This window comes from Pseudoalteromonas sp. FUC4 (assembly GCF_008370255.1).
Taxonomy (GTDB): Bacteria; Pseudomonadota; Gammaproteobacteria; order Enterobacterales; family Alteromonadaceae; genus Pseudoalteromonas.
Genome location: NZ_SEUI01000006.1, coordinates 138,084 through 154,180 on the forward strand (window position 1 = coordinate 138,084; position 16,097 = coordinate 154,180).

At 40.7% G+C, this 16,097-nt stretch carries 14 protein-coding genes and 1 riboswitch; of the genes, 4 read left to right on the top strand and 10 right to left on the bottom strand.

The genetic code is table 11. From position 1 onward, the window contains the following. Positions 1-88: 88 nt before the first annotated feature. Complete coding sequence (gene glnA, locus EU510_RS16830; RefSeq protein WP_149594442.1) at positions 89-1,495, bottom strand: glutamate--ammonia ligase; 1,407 nt, start codon at positions 1,493-1,495, stop codon at positions 89-91. Positions 1,496-2,002: 507 nt separating this feature from the next. Between glnA and typA the strand changes: the two genes are divergently transcribed. Continuing rightward, positions 2,003-3,823 carry a translational GTPase TypA gene (gene typA, locus EU510_RS16840; protein ID WP_149594443.1) on the top strand — a complete coding sequence of 607 codons (1,821 nt, stop codon included), beginning with the start codon at positions 2,003-2,005 and terminating at the stop codon, positions 3,821-3,823. Positions 3,824-4,191: 368 nt separating this feature from the next. Here typA and EU510_RS16845 read toward each other — a convergent pair whose 3' ends face one another. From EU510_RS16845 to EU510_RS16855, 3 genes are all read right to left on the bottom strand, one after another. Beyond that, the gene (locus tag EU510_RS16845; protein WP_149594444.1) at positions 4,192-4,920 is read right to left on the bottom strand and encodes a CBM9 family sugar-binding protein; all 729 of its coding nucleotides are present in this window, start codon (positions 4,918-4,920) and stop codon (positions 4,192-4,194) included. A 67-nt stretch (positions 4,921-4,987) separates the two neighbouring features. Next, complete coding sequence (locus tag EU510_RS16850) at positions 4,988-6,067, bottom strand: MBL fold metallo-hydrolase (protein ID WP_149594445.1); 1,080 nt, start codon at positions 6,065-6,067, stop codon at positions 4,988-4,990. 74 nt (positions 6,068-6,141) lie between these two features. After that, entirely contained in the window at positions 6,142-6,798 is a 657-nt protein-coding gene (locus EU510_RS16855; protein ID WP_149594446.1) for a DUF2959 domain-containing protein, read from the bottom strand. 87 nt (positions 6,799-6,885) lie between these two features. On the opposite strand from EU510_RS16855, the gene EU510_RS16860 reads away from it, so the two are divergent. Both EU510_RS16860 and dtd read left to right on the top strand, forming a co-directional pair. Further along, positions 6,886-7,791, top strand: a complete 906-nt coding sequence (locus EU510_RS16860; protein ID WP_149594447.1) for a virulence factor BrkB family protein — start codon at positions 6,886-6,888, stop codon at positions 7,789-7,791. Then, positions 7,792-8,229 carry a D-aminoacyl-tRNA deacylase gene (dtd, locus tag EU510_RS16865; protein WP_024597209.1) on the top strand — a complete coding sequence of 146 codons (438 nt, stop codon included), beginning with the start codon at positions 7,792-7,794 and terminating at the stop codon, positions 8,227-8,229. Here dtd and EU510_RS16870 read toward each other — a convergent pair. Beyond that, a complete protein-coding gene (locus tag EU510_RS16870) occupies positions 8,213-8,932 on the bottom strand; it encodes a spermidine synthase (RefSeq protein WP_149594514.1) in 720 nt (239 codons plus the stop codon). The genes dtd and EU510_RS16870 overlap by 17 nt on opposite strands. Before the next feature lie 246 nt (positions 8,933-9,178). Between EU510_RS16870 and EU510_RS16875 the strand changes: the two genes are divergently transcribed. Beyond that, positions 9,179-10,072: a bifunctional GNAT family N-acetyltransferase/hotdog fold thioesterase gene (locus EU510_RS16875; RefSeq protein ID WP_149594448.1), complete on the top strand. Its 894-nt coding sequence runs from the start codon at positions 9,179-9,181 to the stop codon at positions 10,070-10,072. Positions 10,073-10,144: 72 nt separating this feature from the next. On the opposite strand, the gene EU510_RS16880 is transcribed toward EU510_RS16875, so the two are convergent. The 5 genes from EU510_RS16880 to dapA all read right to left on the bottom strand — a co-directional run bounded on the left by EU510_RS16880 (position 10,145) and on the right by dapA (position 15,530). Continuing rightward, entirely contained in the window at positions 10,145-11,179 is a 1,035-nt protein-coding gene (locus EU510_RS16880) for a phospholipase A (protein ID WP_149594449.1), read from the bottom strand. A gap of 378 nt (positions 11,180-11,557) precedes the next feature. Then, positions 11,558-12,679, bottom strand: a complete 1,122-nt coding sequence (locus EU510_RS16885; protein WP_149594450.1) for a succinylglutamate desuccinylase/aspartoacylase family protein — start codon at positions 12,677-12,679, stop codon at positions 11,558-11,560. A 5-nt stretch (positions 12,680-12,684) separates the two neighbouring features. Beyond that, a complete protein-coding gene (locus EU510_RS16890) occupies positions 12,685-13,890 on the bottom strand; it encodes a PLP-dependent decarboxylase (RefSeq protein ID WP_149594451.1) in 1,206 nt (401 codons plus the stop codon). Further along, complete coding sequence (locus EU510_RS16895; RefSeq protein ID WP_149594452.1) at positions 13,890-14,630, bottom strand: 2,3,4,5-tetrahydropyridine-2,6-dicarboxylate N-succinyltransferase; 741 nt, start codon at positions 14,628-14,630, stop codon at positions 13,890-13,892. The genes EU510_RS16890 and EU510_RS16895 overlap by 1 nt, the downstream gene beginning before the upstream one ends. A 15-nt stretch (positions 14,631-14,645) precedes the next feature. Further along, positions 14,646-15,530, bottom strand: coding sequence for a 4-hydroxy-tetrahydrodipicolinate synthase (dapA, locus tag EU510_RS16900; protein WP_149594453.1), 885 nt, complete (start codon positions 15,528-15,530; stop codon positions 14,646-14,648). A 190-nt stretch (positions 15,531-15,720) separates the two neighbouring features. Continuing rightward, a riboswitch (Lysine riboswitch) is annotated at positions 15,721-15,921 on the bottom strand. Between the last annotated feature and the right edge of the window lie 176 nt (positions 15,922-16,097).

Sequence of the window (16,097 nt, forward strand, 5' to 3'; positions counted from 1 at the left end):
AACTTAACTTTAGTGGAGATTGATTAATTTTACCATTAAAAAAGCCCGCAAAGCGGGCTTGAGAACACACATATTTTATACAGCTAAATTAACAGCTATAGTACATTTCAAACTCAACTGGGTGAGTTGTCATGTTAAGCTTTTCAACTTCTTTAGATTTAAGTTCGATGTAAGCATCGATTAAGTCGTCAGTGAATACACCACCTTGAATTAAGAATTCACGGTCTGCGCTAAGTGCAGATAGTGCTTCGTCAAGTGATGCTGCAACAGTTGGGATTTCTGCTGCTTCTTCAGCTGGTAAGTCGTATAAATCTTTATCCATAGCATCGCCAGGGTGGATCTTGTTTTTGATACCATCAAGGCCAGCCATAAGCATTGCAGAGAAAGCAAGGTATGGGTTAGCAGTTGGATCCGGGAAGCGTACTTCAATACGACGACCTTTTTCAGATGGAACCACTGGGATACGAATTGATGCAGAACGGTTACGTGCAGAGTATGCAAGCATAACTGGTGCTTCAAAACCAGGAACTAAACGTTTGTACGAGTTAGTAGAGGCATTTGCAAAAGCGTTAATAGCTTTTGCATGCTTGATGATACCGCCAATGTAGTAAAGCGCATCTTCAGAAAGGCCGCCGTACTTATCACCAGCAAAAAGGTTTACACCATCTTTAGCAAGTGACTGGTGACAATGCATACCAGAACCGTTATCACCAACAACTGGCTTAGGCATAAACGTTGCTGTTTTACCGTATAAGTGAGCCATGTTATGGATAACATATTTCATTTCTTGGATTTCATCCGCTTTTAATACCATTGTATTAAAGCGAGTAGCAATCTCATTTTGACCTGCTGTTGCAACTTCGTGGTGATGTGCTTCTACTACTTGGCCCATTTCTTCTAGAACTAGACACGTAGCTGAACGCCAATCTTGGAAGTCATCAACAGGAGCAACTGGGAAGTAACCGCCTTTAACACCTGGACGGTGACCTGTATTGCCATCTGCATATTCTTTATCTGAGTTCCAAGCAGCTTGCTTAGAATCAATTTTGTACATAGAACCAGACATATCTGATTTGTATTTAACGTCGTCAAATACGAAAAATTCTGGCTCAGGGCCAAATAAAACTGTATCTGCAATACCTGTAGAGCGCATGTAATCTTCAGCACGCTTAGCAACAGAACGCGGGTCGCGCTCATAACCTTGAAGCGTTGAAGGCTCTACTACGTCACAACGTACGATTAATGTTGATTCTTCAGTGAAAGGGTCTAGTTTGATTGATTCAGCAACTGGCATTAATACCATGTCTGATTCGTTTATGCCTTTCCAGCCTGCAATTGAAGAACCGTCAAACATTTTACCGTCTTCAAAAAAGTCTTCATCAACTTGGTGATGAGGAATAGATACATGTTGCTCTTTACCCTTAGTGTCAGTAAAGCGTAAATCAATGAACTTAACGTCATTTTCTTTAATAAAATCTAAAACCGATTGTGACATGTGTCCTCCAACTATTGGGTTTTGTTATTGCTGCATAATTGCTTTGGGATTTATTAAGCTGATTTTGTGCCATTTTTATAACTAGCTGTTTATAAATTAAAAAAATATCGTTGCATCAAAATGGAATGTACAAACGCACTATGTTGGTGCGTAAATTTTCCTTTTTGGTGCAAAATTTACAGGGCACAATTTGCTGCTAATTTAATCGCTCGGAAATAGCATAACCTAAATGCAAAAGAGTACCAAAAAGATCAGCAAAATAGCCAAAAAGGCTATTTTTCGAAAAAAAACTGAAATTTAATTCATATAATTGTCATATATAAAACAGATACTTAGTAAAAGTATTGAGAAAGTTTTGAAATTTATATTGGATAAACTTTCATCCATGTCATTAATGAGGGATAATATGCGCCCTTTTAAATCCTATGCTGGGACATCTCGCGAAAGCGTGGATGAGTGCGTAGATCTTGCAGGATCAATGAGAATTTAATTTCTCTGAGTAAATATATGAGCATCGAACAGTTAAGAAATATAGCGATTATCGCGCACGTTGACCACGGTAAAACAACTTTGGTTGACAAACTACTTGAGCAATCAGGTACATTAGAAACACGCGGCGGTAACGAAGAGCGCGTGATGGACTCAAACGACATTGAGAAAGAACGTGGTATTACCATTTTGGCTAAAAACACAGCCATCTCTTGGAACGACTACCATATCAATATCGTAGATACCCCGGGACACGCCGATTTCGGTGGTGAAGTTGAACGCGTACTTTCGATGGCTGACTCAGTATTATTACTTGTTGATGCTCAAGAAGGTCCAATGCCGCAAACGCGTTTCGTTACGCAAAAAGCATTCGCGCAAGGCTTAAAGCCAATCGTCGTTATCAATAAAATTGATAAGCCAGGCGCTCGTCCAGATTGGGTTATGGATCAAATCTTTGATTTATTCGACAATCTTGGCGCAACTGACGAACAGTTAGACTTTAAAGTAATCTACGCATCAGCTATTAACGGCTGGGCCACACTAGATTTAGACGTACCATCAGACAACATGGAACCTATGTTTAAGATGATCGTTGACGAAGTATCACCACCGGATGCAGATCCTGAAGGTGACTTCCAAATGCAGATTTCTCAGCTTGATTACAACTCGTATAAAGGTGTAATTGGTATTGGCCGTATTAAACGCGGCTCTGTTGAGACTAACCAACAAGTTACCGTTATCAGCGCTGACGGCACTACTCGTAATGGTAAAATTGGTTCAGTACAAAGCTACTTAGGCCTTGAGCGTATCGACACTGATAAAGCTTATGCTGGTAACATCGTTACTGTAACAGGTCTGGGCGAGCTTAAGATTTCAGATACGCTTTGTTGTCCTAACAACGTTGAAGCATTACCACCACTAAGTGTTGATGAGCCGACAGTAACAATGACGTTCTCTGTAAATAACTCTCCTTTCTGTGGTAAAGAAGGTAAGTTTGTAACATCACGTAATATTCGTGAGCGTTTAGACAAAGAATTAGTACACAACGTAGCACTTCGTGTTGCAGATACTGACAACCCAGATAGCTTCCGCGTATCAGGTCGTGGTGAATTACACCTAGGTATCTTAATCGAGAATATGCGTCGTGAAGGTTACGAGTTAGCTGTATCTCGTCCAGAAGTAATCTTACGTACTGTTGATGGCGTGCTAGAAGAACCGTATGAAACACTAACTATTGACTGTGAAGAAGAGCACCAAGGTTCTATCATGGAGCAAATTGGTCTTCGTAAAGGTGAGCTTACTGACATGGCACCAGATGGTAAAGGCCGTATGCGTATGGACTTTATGATCCCAAGCCGTGGCTTAATCGGTTTCCAAACTGAGTTCATGACATTAACGTCAGGTTCTGGCTTACTTTACCACACGTTCGATCACTACGGTCCGCACAAAGGTGGCGAGCTAGGTGTTCGTAAGAACGGCGTAATGATTGCAAACGCAACAGGTAAAGCACTTACTAACGCATTATTTAACTTACAAGAGCGCGGCCGTTTATTCATCGGTCACGGTGTTGAAGTTTATGAAGGTATGGTTATCGGTATTCATAGCCGCGATAACGACCTTACAGTTAATGCACTTAAAGGTAAGCAACTTACTAACGTTCGTGCATCTGGTACAGATGAAGCACAAACACTTACACCGCATCTGAACTATTCACTTGAGCAAGCGCTTGAGTTTATTGCTGATGATGAATTAGTAGAAGTTACTCCTGAGAACATTCGTATTCGTAAACGTCATTTAACTGAAAATGAGCGTAAACGTGCGGGTCGTGCTCCTAAGTAATAATCTATTAATTTAGAATAATGATTTTAAAAGCCGCTGTATTGCAAAATACAGCGGCTTTTTTGTGTTTGGAAATAAGAGCTGTTAGCTATAGTCGTCAGTTGAAAGTATTTAGCTCAAAATTATATGACTACCGTTTTGTGATGAAATTTCCATAATATATTTACCTCTAAAAGCGCAGCGTCTCTTAGCCTCTTTGTGAATAATTTACTTAAAGATCTTTTGCACAAGGAGAAGAAAGAGAGAAGCGAAAGAGGGAGAGCTGAAACAGCCGATAATGCAAAGCACCCATGTTTGTTGGTAGGGTATTTTTTCGTTGGGTTTCGCTGCGCTCAACCCAACCTTGTATCTCTTCTTGATGGGGGGGCTTACTTTTTAGGAAGTAGGGTTATTTTGCCAAAGACATCTGCATCTATAAAACCACGATTTCTGTCGCCACTTACCGGCTGTACTTCATGTGAGCCCATAAAGTGCTCGCGCACGTCGCTTCCATCGTTATCACAGTACGCTAGCATAAAACCTATTACTTGCTTTTCGTTAAGTGTAATTGGGGTGTTTTTAGCACCTTCTTTATAATCATTAGGGTAGAGTTTTATTGCTACTTCCCACGTAATGTTAAAAGGTGCGGTGGTATTGCGCTTCCAGTTACTAACTAGGTGGTCGGTATACAAATGGGCTTTTTTATCAGGTCCGTAATCGGCGGCTTGGTTATCGAGGCCAATATGGTACGCCAAAGCGGTGTGATTAAATTGATGGTTACCGCCCGATGCATCGCTATCAATAAATACTTCAAGCGCATCGTCATCCCAATATTTCACAGTTGGGTCTGGGTGCGTATCTATTAATACATCATCGCTAATATCGGCTTGTAGGTATAAATAGTTTTGATCCCATAATAAGCGATAACGCCCTTTAAAGTCTGCGTCTGATGATGGCAGTGTGCCATCCATTAAATAAGGCATATCGTGCCAAACGGCTTTGTTCCATGCGCTTTCTGATACGCCATCAATAGTAATTGGAGTTGATGTGTGTTCAACATCAATAGCCATTGCGGACATGCTTAATAAAAAGCTTAAGGCGAGTGTTAATTTCTTCATTAATCTCTCAATTTTATTGTCGATTTGTCTCAATGTAATAACAATCTTAAAACAGCTAAGTAAATAGTTACAGTGAAATACTTTCGCCTTCGTTTAAGATATACAGCGGCACTTTTGAATCCATTTTATTGTACATATGCAATAAGCGCAGCAGGGCTGAATGACTGCTGTGGTCGCCCATTTTCCAACTTGAGTTACCGTATCCCCACGGTATCATTACTTTGCAATTAAGCTCTTGTGCTGCGTTGAGCGCGTCTTCTGGTGTGGTGTGAACGTAACGATAAAATTTACCACTTTCTTTACTGTAGTAAGAAGCGATTGGGATTAAGCATACATCTATATCGCCATATTTTTGCTGTATGTCTTTAAAGTGTTTTGAGTAGCCTGTATCGCCTGCAAAAAATAAGGTGCTACCGTTTTGTTCAAGCAGCCAGCCATTCCATAAGTCTTTATTGTTATCTTCGTAAATAAAGGGCACCAATACGCGAGCGCTAAAATGATGAGCTGGCACGGCGTTAATAACTAAGTCGTCAATGTTGGTTGTTGAGTACCACGGCATTTCGGTAATGTTAAAACCGCCCGTAGGGAAGTTGTCGGCCATCCCGAGTGGTGTTAAATAGCGAGGTTTATTGCCAATGCTTTGTATGTCGGCTTTATTAAAGTGATCGTAATGAATATGCGAATACATTACCGCATCAATATTTTCCAGTTCTTGCTCACTAGGCCAAGCGCCAGCTTTACGATAAATACCACCGCTGAGTTTAAAGCCAAGTGCGACTGGAGAGTCAAACTGATTTTTTATCGGATCAAACAGCACATTTTGACCATTTGGAGTGTTAATTATGAAACTAGCGTGACCAAGCCAGCGTACGGTATAGCCAGTGCTAAGCTGTGGTTTAGTTTGCAGGCCTTGGTACTGGCAGTTTTCGCTGCCGGTTTTGCATAGTAAGTCTGGGTGGGCTGGGTAGCAGTTTTCAGTACAGGTAGTGGGATATGTTTTTTCACCTGTGTATAAATTTTTATAACGGCCGTTCTTATCATTAATAACCACAACTGAGTCAGAGCTGGTAATACGATTAATACTATTAGGTGCGGCGCAGGCAGTTAGTAAGCATAAAAGCGTTGTTGCGATTAAAAAGCGTTTCATTGTAAATCCCTTTTAGCATTTCCTTTAACATAAAAAAGCCTGCAATTAAGCAGGCTTGTTAAAGTAATAAATGATTAGCCAGCGCTGTTCATTTGTTCAATAAATTTGTTTGAATCGGCAATCGATTTGTTCATGTCGTTCATCAACAATTGAATATCGCGCTTAAGGTTAGTAAATTCACCTTTAATAGCCGATACCGCTTGTGCATTTAAGTTATGCTTTAAGTATAAAACGTTATCATGAAGCGAGGTTAATACTGGCTCCATTTTACTCTCTGCACTGCGCATTGAGCGTAATAGCTGATCAAATTGACGCTTAGTCGCGGTTAGCTTTTTGCTGCTTTCACGTTTAAGTGACGCGCTTTTGTATTGCTCTAGCTCATCGCCCCACTCATCAAATAGCGCTTCTGCTACGTCTTCTACTTTATTGATGTTAGTTGATACTTCGTTAGCGGCATTTAAGCTCGACTCGTAATCATCATTTAATTGATTGTAAGTGTCTTGTAGTTCGCCACCATTAAAATCAATTAGAGTAGTTAAGCGCTCTAGTGCCGATTTAAATTCTTCTTGTGACTCTTGCTGCGAGTCTTTGGTTTCTTCTACGCGGTCAATAAGAATATCGCGTTTGTGAACACCCACTTTTTCCATCGCAGAATAATAAGCTGATTGGCAGCCAGTTAAAGTAAGTGTTACTACAAGCATTGAAACACTGAGTAATGTTTGTTTTTTCATTTGAATTCCTGTTTACGAGCGTTAGTGCTGTAAATTATGGCGCTGATTGTTATTATAATCAAAACTATATAAGCACAAGTCAATTGTATGAATGATAAGCTCTCACATTACAAACAGCAAGTTAAGTCCTTTATACGCCAGCAACCTGGTTGGTGGATGCAGTATTTTAATCGTTGTATAGACGATCAAATAACGGTTAATGCAGGTTACCTTGCTTACGTAACCCTTCTTTCTTTAGTGCCATTAATTGCGGTGGGTGTTGCTATATTTTCAGCTTTTCCGGGCTTTGAATCTACTCGCATGGAAATTGAGAGCTTTTTGTTTACTAATTTTGTACCCACCTCTACCGATGTTATTAGAGAGCACATTAGCTCCTTTGCCGGTAACGCTAATCAAATGACGGCGGTAGGTATTGGCTTTTTAGCTGCAATAGCCTTGCTGTTAATACGTAATGTAGATGCCACATTAAATCGAATTTGGCGAATTAAGAAAAAACGCCCAATGATGATCTCATTTGCTGTGTACTGGATGGTTTTGAGCTTAGGGCCTGTATTACTCGGAGCGAGTATTGGTGTTACCTCTTATATTGTATCTTTGGTATCGTTTGCTGATCAGGGTATTCCGGGGTTTAGCGGGTTTTTGTTAAAGTTATTGCCGTATGGGATTTCGATGGTGGGCTTTATTATGCTCTACACTTTAGTGCCTAATACGCGGGTGTCGTTTAGAGCGGCAATACCTGGCGCTTTTTTTGCGGCACTTTTATTTGAGCTGACTAAAAAAGGGTTTGCACTTTATATTAGCCATTTTCCTTCGTACGAAGTTATTTACGGCGCAGTAGCAACCATTCCTATTTTATTTGTATGGGTATATTTGTCGTGGATTGTTGTTTTGCTTGGCGCTGAATTTACAGCCTGTATTAGCCCAAATGATATTCCAGAAACACCAGAACTTGAACTAGAAGATGATGAACCAGCAGTTAAGGACACAGTTTAAATGCAAGGTTTAATACAGCGCGTAAAGCATGCCAAAGTAGAAATTAACAATCAAGTAGTAGGCGAAATTAGCCAAGGTATATTGTTGTTGCTGGGCGTTGAAAAACACGACGATACGCAAACGGCCGATAAGCTTTTACACAAGGTAAGCAATTATCGTATTTTTACTGACGAAAACGACAAAATGAACTTAAGCCTTAAAGATATTAAAGGTGAGTTACTGGTGGTTTCGCAATTTACGCTAGCGGCAGATACTAAAAAGGGTATGCGCCCTAGCTTTTCATCAGCGGCAACGCCAAGCCAAGCTAATGAGCTTTACGAATACTTTGTAGCTCAAGCTAAAGAGTTGGGGCTTACAATAGCCACAGGTGAGTTTGGTGCCGATATGCAAGTAAGCTTGTGCAACGATGGGCCCGTAACGTTTAACTTATCTGTTTAAACTTTTTGGTTACCACGACAATATGATTTACATAGCCCGTAATTTTTTGCGGGCTAATGTTACAACCAAACACATCGAGTAATAGCTGTTGAAGTTGCTTTAATTGCGACTCATGTTGCGATAAAAAGTTAATAAATAGCACGCCGTTGTTATTTAAAGCCGAGTAAATTTTTTTATAAAATGCCTCTTCAAATAAAAATCGAGGTGCATCTATCTGGCTAAACAAATCTAAGATAATCCAATCAATATTTTGTGCACTTTTTAAAACCTGCTGTGCATCGGCACAAAGCAATTGATCATTTTTATTTGACGAAAAAAATTGTTTGTAGCAATCAATTATATCGGCGTTTTTTTCAACCGATGTTATTTGTGCTTTAGGGTATTTGTGCTGTAAATAATTACGAATTGCACCGCCGCCAAGGCCAAGTTCCAACACCTTCACTGGCGCGCTAAGAGCTTGCCAGTGCTTACCTAAGCATAATAAATGTGGAAAAAGTAATAAATCCGGGTTATTTAAATCAACAACAGACTGAAGAGTGTCGTTAATCAGTAACCAGCGTAACTGCTCGTGCTCACGTACTTGAATGTGATCGCCACTGAATTTATGCCAATAGATTAACTGACCAATGCTATGGCTATTTTCAATAAATTGATCGCTTAGCAAACCCGTCAGTGAATTTATATAATTGATTTTTTCCATCATATTCTCAGCATAAACTAGCAACATTAAAGCGCAATGGCCTTTGCCATTATTTTTTACGTTATTTTACAGTCATCACCAAAGTCGTATTTGCAGTTTTTTTAAGATGGAGTATGGTATTTGCCATAAATAATACCAACGGACTTAATTATTTAAGCTTTTTAGTTTGGTAGATAATCAATACGATTAGTATAGCGCCGTAGCCTTTTTTGACTTTTATTTACGGCTTATATAACAACAGGAGTATGTATGTTTCAGGTAAGCACCCCACAAAGTAGCGAAGATTGGCAAGCGTATTACCAATTGCGTTGGCAGGTATTACGCGCGCCTTGGGGCGAGCCACGTGGCTCTGAACAAGACGATATGGAACAAGACTCTGAGCACCGCTTTATAAAAAATAAAGAAGGCGAAGTGCTAGGTGTCGCACGTTTGCACTTTAACAATCATGAACAAGCACAAGTGCGCTACATGGCAGTTGCAGAGGGTAATCGTAACCAGCATATTGGTAGTCGCTTACTTCACGAGCTTGAAAAAATTGCATGGGTTCAAAACGCAGGCGAGCTTGTATTGTTTGCACGCGAACGAGCGCTTGAGTTTTATAAACGCCATGGTTACGAATTAAAAGAAAAAGCGCACTTAGCGTATGGCGATGTTCAACACTTTAAAATGGTAAAGCAAAAACCGTCTGAGCCAGGTTGGTTTCGTCACCCTAATTGGACGCAAGTACTACAAAATACGTGGCGTGAGTCTATTCCAATTAGTGACGCGATGGGTATTAAGGTAGAAAGCTATACCGATTGGCAATTTACAACCAGCGCCGACCTAGACGCTAACTTAAACCTACATAACACTATGTTTGCAGGTTCTATTTATAGCTTGGCCACGCTAACAGGTTGGGGCGCTACGTACTTAGCACTTAAAGAAGCTGGGCTTGAAGGTAATATTGTATTAGCCGATGCTAACATTAAGTACTTAAAACCGCTTACTACCGACCCACGTGGTTGTGTTGATATACAAACCTGTAAGGGCAAGTTAAGCGATTTAGAAACCGACGGTAAAGCAAGTTACGTAGTGCCTGTAACTGTTTACGATGGTGATAACGTGGTTGCCGAATTTGAAGGGCAGTTTGTAGTAAAAAAATAACTGTTTAGCTGTTCGATACACAAAAAAGCCAAGCGATGCTTGGCTTTTTTGTGTGTAAAACTTAGGGAAGTATCACAGCAGATCGGTTAATAATATACCTACACCAATACGTTCTACATCCGCATTGTAATCAATTAAGCTTTCGCCATAACCGTTAAAGTATTGTGCATAACCACGAACGCGGCCCCATAACGGAAATGACCAGTCGAGTTGAATTGCACCACGATTATCTGAATTTAAGTTGTTACGCGTCATAAAGCTAAATTCATGGTCATGAAAACGATATGCGCCGCTAAATTCAAAGTAACCCATGTATTTGTATATGTCTGGGTTATCGTCGCCACTGGCATCAAGTATATCTTCTTTAGTATCTTCGCTTATGCGGTACCAAGGTTTAAAGCTAAAAACAAAACCTCTATTTTCCCAAATAAAGTCTGCATAAATACGGTTCCACGAACGTGAGTTTGGTTGGCTTCGACCGTTTGATTGGTGCGAGATACCTAATGCGATTGCCATTTCGTCGCCCCATAATACGTTTTCTGGGTCGAGGTAATTTATCCAAAATATCTCTGGTTCGTAGTTGGTTTCACGAAATGGAGACGAAATTTTTGAGTTATAAATCTGCCAATATGATTGCAGTGTAAAGCCAAAAAATATGGCTTGGTCTTTATCCGAAAAATCATCGTAAAGAGGCACTTTTATCGATAGCTGATACTTGGCTTCTAGGTTGTCGAGCGGTTCGCCGTCGTTATCATCTGTTAGTGCATCAAAACCATCAAAAGGGCGATCGTTTGGGTGTGATACGTACGAAAGCGGTAAAATATAGTTACGCTTATGTGGCGTAATTACATTTCTATTTTTTTTACCTACTTCTTCACGGGCTTGGCGTTTATCAAGCGCGGTAAGTTGTTTGTTTTCTTCAAGAGCTGAACACTTTTTACGAAGATCGTCTAATGTCTGTTTACCATCTCCGCCAATTACCTCATTTAAAATACACTGTTTTACAAGCTCGATGTCGTTGTCTTGCTCGTTTGTAGCAACTTCTTCTTGTGCGAAGGTAGCAGTACTAATTAAAGCAGAAAGAGTTATCCAGTGGCGCCAGCTCATTGTAATTCCTTGTGAGTTTGGGTTGTTGTATGCGTTAATTTAATTATAACGTCTTTTTACATATGTAACGGTGAACTTTTACTGAATTTGCATTTATAACAAGGTCTATACGTATACAAAGTAAGTATAGATCAAAAGAAAAGCGGCCTAAGCCGCTTTTCTAATGCACATTAACCACTTTAGTTAATTTATACCAATTTTATTAAAAACATGATCATTCTAGCGTATTAAATAACTCACTAACTGCGTTAAAAATTATTTATATAGAACAACTATGTATCATAATTTTAGCCTTGTTATTAAGCTATTTCCTTATCGCTATAATAGATCACTAATTTAATGCAATTGGTATTACTCTCACGCAATGAGAAGGGTGAGCTAAAGCTCAAATATGTTAGTAAAAAACTTATAAAGCTCGGTGCCTTGATTAACACTCGCTGAGGCAAAGTGCAAAATAGCAATTGCATCGCAATCGAGAGTAAGTGTTTGCAATGGTTGCTCACTTAAGTAGCGCTCCATGCGTAAAATATTTGCAATAGGTTCGCCAGCTTTAATGTGCCCGCCAAGTGGGGCTAAGTATTCAACCATGCCGCCAATAGGGGCGTAATAAGCAAAGTAGTCATCTAAATTACATGCATAACGAGTGATATTAGCTGGCCTATGCGGTGCGTTTTGTAATACGCCTTTGTGATTTAAGTAACTTAAAATGCTGTTTGCATCGTTTAGTGCTTCTTTTAAGTCTATTTTTTCTTGGCTGCCTAGCTCTACAGTAAATGCTTCTACAGGTATTGATAATTCGCGACCTTGCTCGCTAAGTGCATCACTCAAATGCCACCATGGGCAAAAGTTAGCTTCATCCATAGCACCGTCAAAATCACTAGGGATAAGCAATACATGTTCAATATTAAAGTAACGTGCGCTATCGGTTGCATAGGTTGGGCAGTACAGATGCTTGCTGGAAATTGGACCTGTGTGTAAATCGAGTACTATATCAGCCTGATGCGCAAGCTTTTGTAAGTTAAGCGCAATGCGTTTACCCGTATTAAGTAAATAAGCAGGGCCGTTAAGTTTGCTATCTACTTCGTCAATAAGTGCCTGTTTAAAGCTACTTTTTAATGTAGCGTCGTCATACTGAGTATGATTTTGTGCAAACTGTGTCACTAAATTTTTATTGTAGTGATACATGCGATTCCAATTAGTGCCCGTAATCGGATCGAACCTGCCAAGAGTAAACTCGCCAGATTTTTGATTACAACCAATCGGATTGGCATAAGGTACAAGGGTAATATCGCCATTAAGATTAAGGTGTTTTAATTGCTCAAGCAGCTGAAAAATAACTGCGTTACCTTGCACTTCAGCGCCATGCATATTGGCCTGAATGTAAACACTTGGCCCTGTGCCATCGCCTTTTAAACGATACACAGGAATTGTCAGTGGTAAGCCGTTTGCAACTTCCCCTACTACAATGTTCTCTTGGCTAATGCGGGTTGTATTACTCATACTTATTACCTTAAATAATGGCTGGCATTTTCGGCTTGGCGAACACAGGTAAGTGTACCGTTTTGCAAGGTGTACTCAGCAGCTAGCTCATGGCATAAAAAATACGGCATACTTTCGGTAAAGCCGTAAGCACCGCATTGGCTAAACACTAACCAGTCGTGCTCATTTAAATCGCTTGGTAAGTTATGTTCACCCAAGCAATCAAGCGCTGTACAAAGTGGGCCGTATAAAGTGACCGCTTGAGTTTTAGCACTGGATTCACGCAGTAATGCAGCAGGAAAATCTTGGCTGGTAACAGCAGGGCGTAATAAGTGATTTATACCGCCGCTTAAAATTACTTGTTCTTGATTGTAGTTTTGTTTGCGCTCCACTACTGGGTTTGCGTAATGACCGCATTCGCCCACGGCATAGCGACCAAGTTCCATCCATAGCTCTTCTACACCCGCATCATTTTTAATTTTAGCGAGCGCAGCAATTAAGTCATCCCAATCAAGTGTTGTTTCATTCTGTGTATAAGGAATACCTAAGCCGCCACCTAAATCGAGAATTTTAAGGCTAATATTTAAATCGTTGGCAAGTTGGCTAAGTGGTGCAATCATTTGTGACCACAATTCGCTTAGCTTTTGCGTGCTAAGCATGTTGCCCCACTGAAAAATATGCAGGCCGTCAAATTTAAGTGCAGGGTAGTCAGCTACATTGAGTGCTTGCCACTCATTACAACCCAAACCAAACGGCGTAAGGCTATCGCCGCCCAGTGGGTTTTTTTCACCTTCAGGCCAGCGTAATTGTACACGCAGTAATACTTGTAACTGCGTGTTTTGTAGTTGCGCTTGTTGGTTTAACCAACGTACTTGATTGAGGCTTTCGGCTACAAATATGCGTACTCCGCGCTCAATAAAGTGTTTAATTTGTTTAGGGCTTTTTGCAGGCCCTGTGTTGAGCACGCGCTGTGAGCTAATACCTTGTGCTAGTACTTGCTCAAGCTCACCTTTGCTTGCTACGTCAAAATTAAAGCCAGCACTGTCTAAGCTTTGAATAATTTTAGACAGTGGATTTGCTTTTACCGCGTACCACAGTTTTACATCAGTTTGCGCAACTAAACGCGCAAGATGCGTGTTTAGTTGATCTAGGTCGTAAACAAAAAAAGGTGTATCAAGTTGTTGTGTAATTGTATTTACAGCGGTTTTGATAGGCGTGCTCAAAAAGCTCATTATCGTAAAACCTCTTCAAGCAATAACGATGCATCGCTTTTCTCGTCGCGGTATTTAACTATTAACGCACACGACATGCTTAGGCCTTGCTCACGCGCCCACTCGTTAGACGCTGGGCGAGAGCCAGGTATTACAATGGCGTATTCTGGAATTGGCTCGTCTTTATCTAGTTGGCGCTCGTTTACGCAGTCGTATACCGGAATAGTTGCTGATAAACGCACACCAGGGGCAAGTACTGCGCCTTTTTTAATGACTACGCCTTCAACAATAATACAGCCTGCACCAATAAATGCGTCGTCTTCAACCACTACTGGGCTGGCACCAATTGGCTCAAGTACACCACCAAGCTGAACTGCAGCGCTTAAATGTACGTTTTTACCTACTTGTGCACACGAGCCAACTAATGCGTGGCTATCTACCATTGTGCCTTCGTCTATATATGCACCAATGTTTACATACGCTGGTGGCATAATAATCGTGCCTTTAGCAACATAAGCACCACGGCGAACACTTGAGCCACCCGGCACCATACGCACGCCATCATCAGTACTAAACTCTTGTGGAGCTAGGTTATGTTTATCAACAAAGCCGCCTGCAAACTCAGTATTAGTGCCATTTTTAAAGGCTTCTAAAATGCCTTGCTTTACTTCTACGTTAGCTTGCCATTGGCCGCTTTCGTTTTGTGATGCTGCGCGTACTGCGCCCGATTCTAAATTATTTAATAGTTCTAACCAGCTCATTATAAAAACCTGTATTTAATGCCAAGATAAAATGGTGTTGTTTGCAGTTGTGATGCAATCGGTTTGAGTTAACTCAAGATGTGTTAAAGGTGGACGAAGTTGCGGGCTACTTAAGCGACCTTGCAAATGCATCAATACCTTTACGGGAATAGGGTTTGCGGCAGCAAATAGGCTATTAATAGCACTTGACCACGGAGCAAATAAATTAGGGTATTGACCGCTTAAACTACGCTTTACAAATTCATGGGTTTGCACCGGCCATGCGTTTGCAGCTACCGACACCAAACCTTTTGCGCCAGCTTGAGCAAAATAAGGCATTAGTGCATCGTCGCCACTAAAAATAGCTAAATTAGGCGCCGCTTGGCGGTAAGCTTCAAACTGAGCAATACTGCCGCTCGCTTCTTTTAACGCCCATAAGTTTTTATTATTTTGTAAGTTTTGAATTGTTGCCGCAGGGATGCTAATAGCACTTCGACCCGGTACGTTATAAAGCATACATGGGTGAGCGCTTGCATTTAGTAGGCTTTCAAACCAATGAGTTTGACCTACAGCGCCGGGCTTTGCATAAAGCGGTGAGCCAAGTAAAAAGCTATGAATTGGCAATGTATTACAGTAGTTAACCCACTCAATTTGTTGCTTTAAGTTACTACCGCCAACAGCAACCATGAGTGGCACTGCTGGTTTTAGTTGGCACACGTGTTCAACAATGGCTTGTTGCTCTTTTAGCGTTAGTGCTAAACCTTCGCCCGTACTGCCAAGTAGTAAAATACCGTTATGTGCCGCTTCTTGATCGCTAACCAGCTTAGTTAACGTGTTGTAGTCAACATCGCCGTGTTGATCAAATGGCGTAACGAGCGCGGTCCACAATGAGTAGTCGTTTAAATTGAAGTTGTTGATCATCTCTCACGAACTTATAATTTGTACCAACTCTATTAAAAACGTGATCATTTTAGCGATAACTAATTTAATGCAGTTGGTATTATTCGAAGAGTTAAAAAGCTTTATGGAAGGAGCCGCATTAACGTCGTTCGAACTAATAATTCGAAGAGCGAATGGGCTTAAAATAATAGGGCGCACGGCCTTAATATTTAAGACCAGAAGCTCTCCACCAAACTAATAAGCTGCTTGTTATAAACAGCTATTGGTGACAGTCGCTAGGGTTCAACCTAGTCGCCCGAAATAAACACCTCACAAAAGTGATTACTTCTCGGCGTTAATTCCCCTCACGTATGCTCAATGGAGTTTGCGCTCCTAACATACGCTACCTGAATAACGCACCTCTTCTAGCCCTTTGCACTTGTTTGTAGAGTAAAGCTTACAAACCTGAGCAATTTAAATAGGGTAATTACGGCGATTAAAGCATTTTAGCCGTCTAGGTGTCAAGCGACTAAATGCATATTCATTCATCCATAATGGGAGTGGTTACGTATTGGGTGCTTTTCTCGTACACTAGCAATATATGTAGTG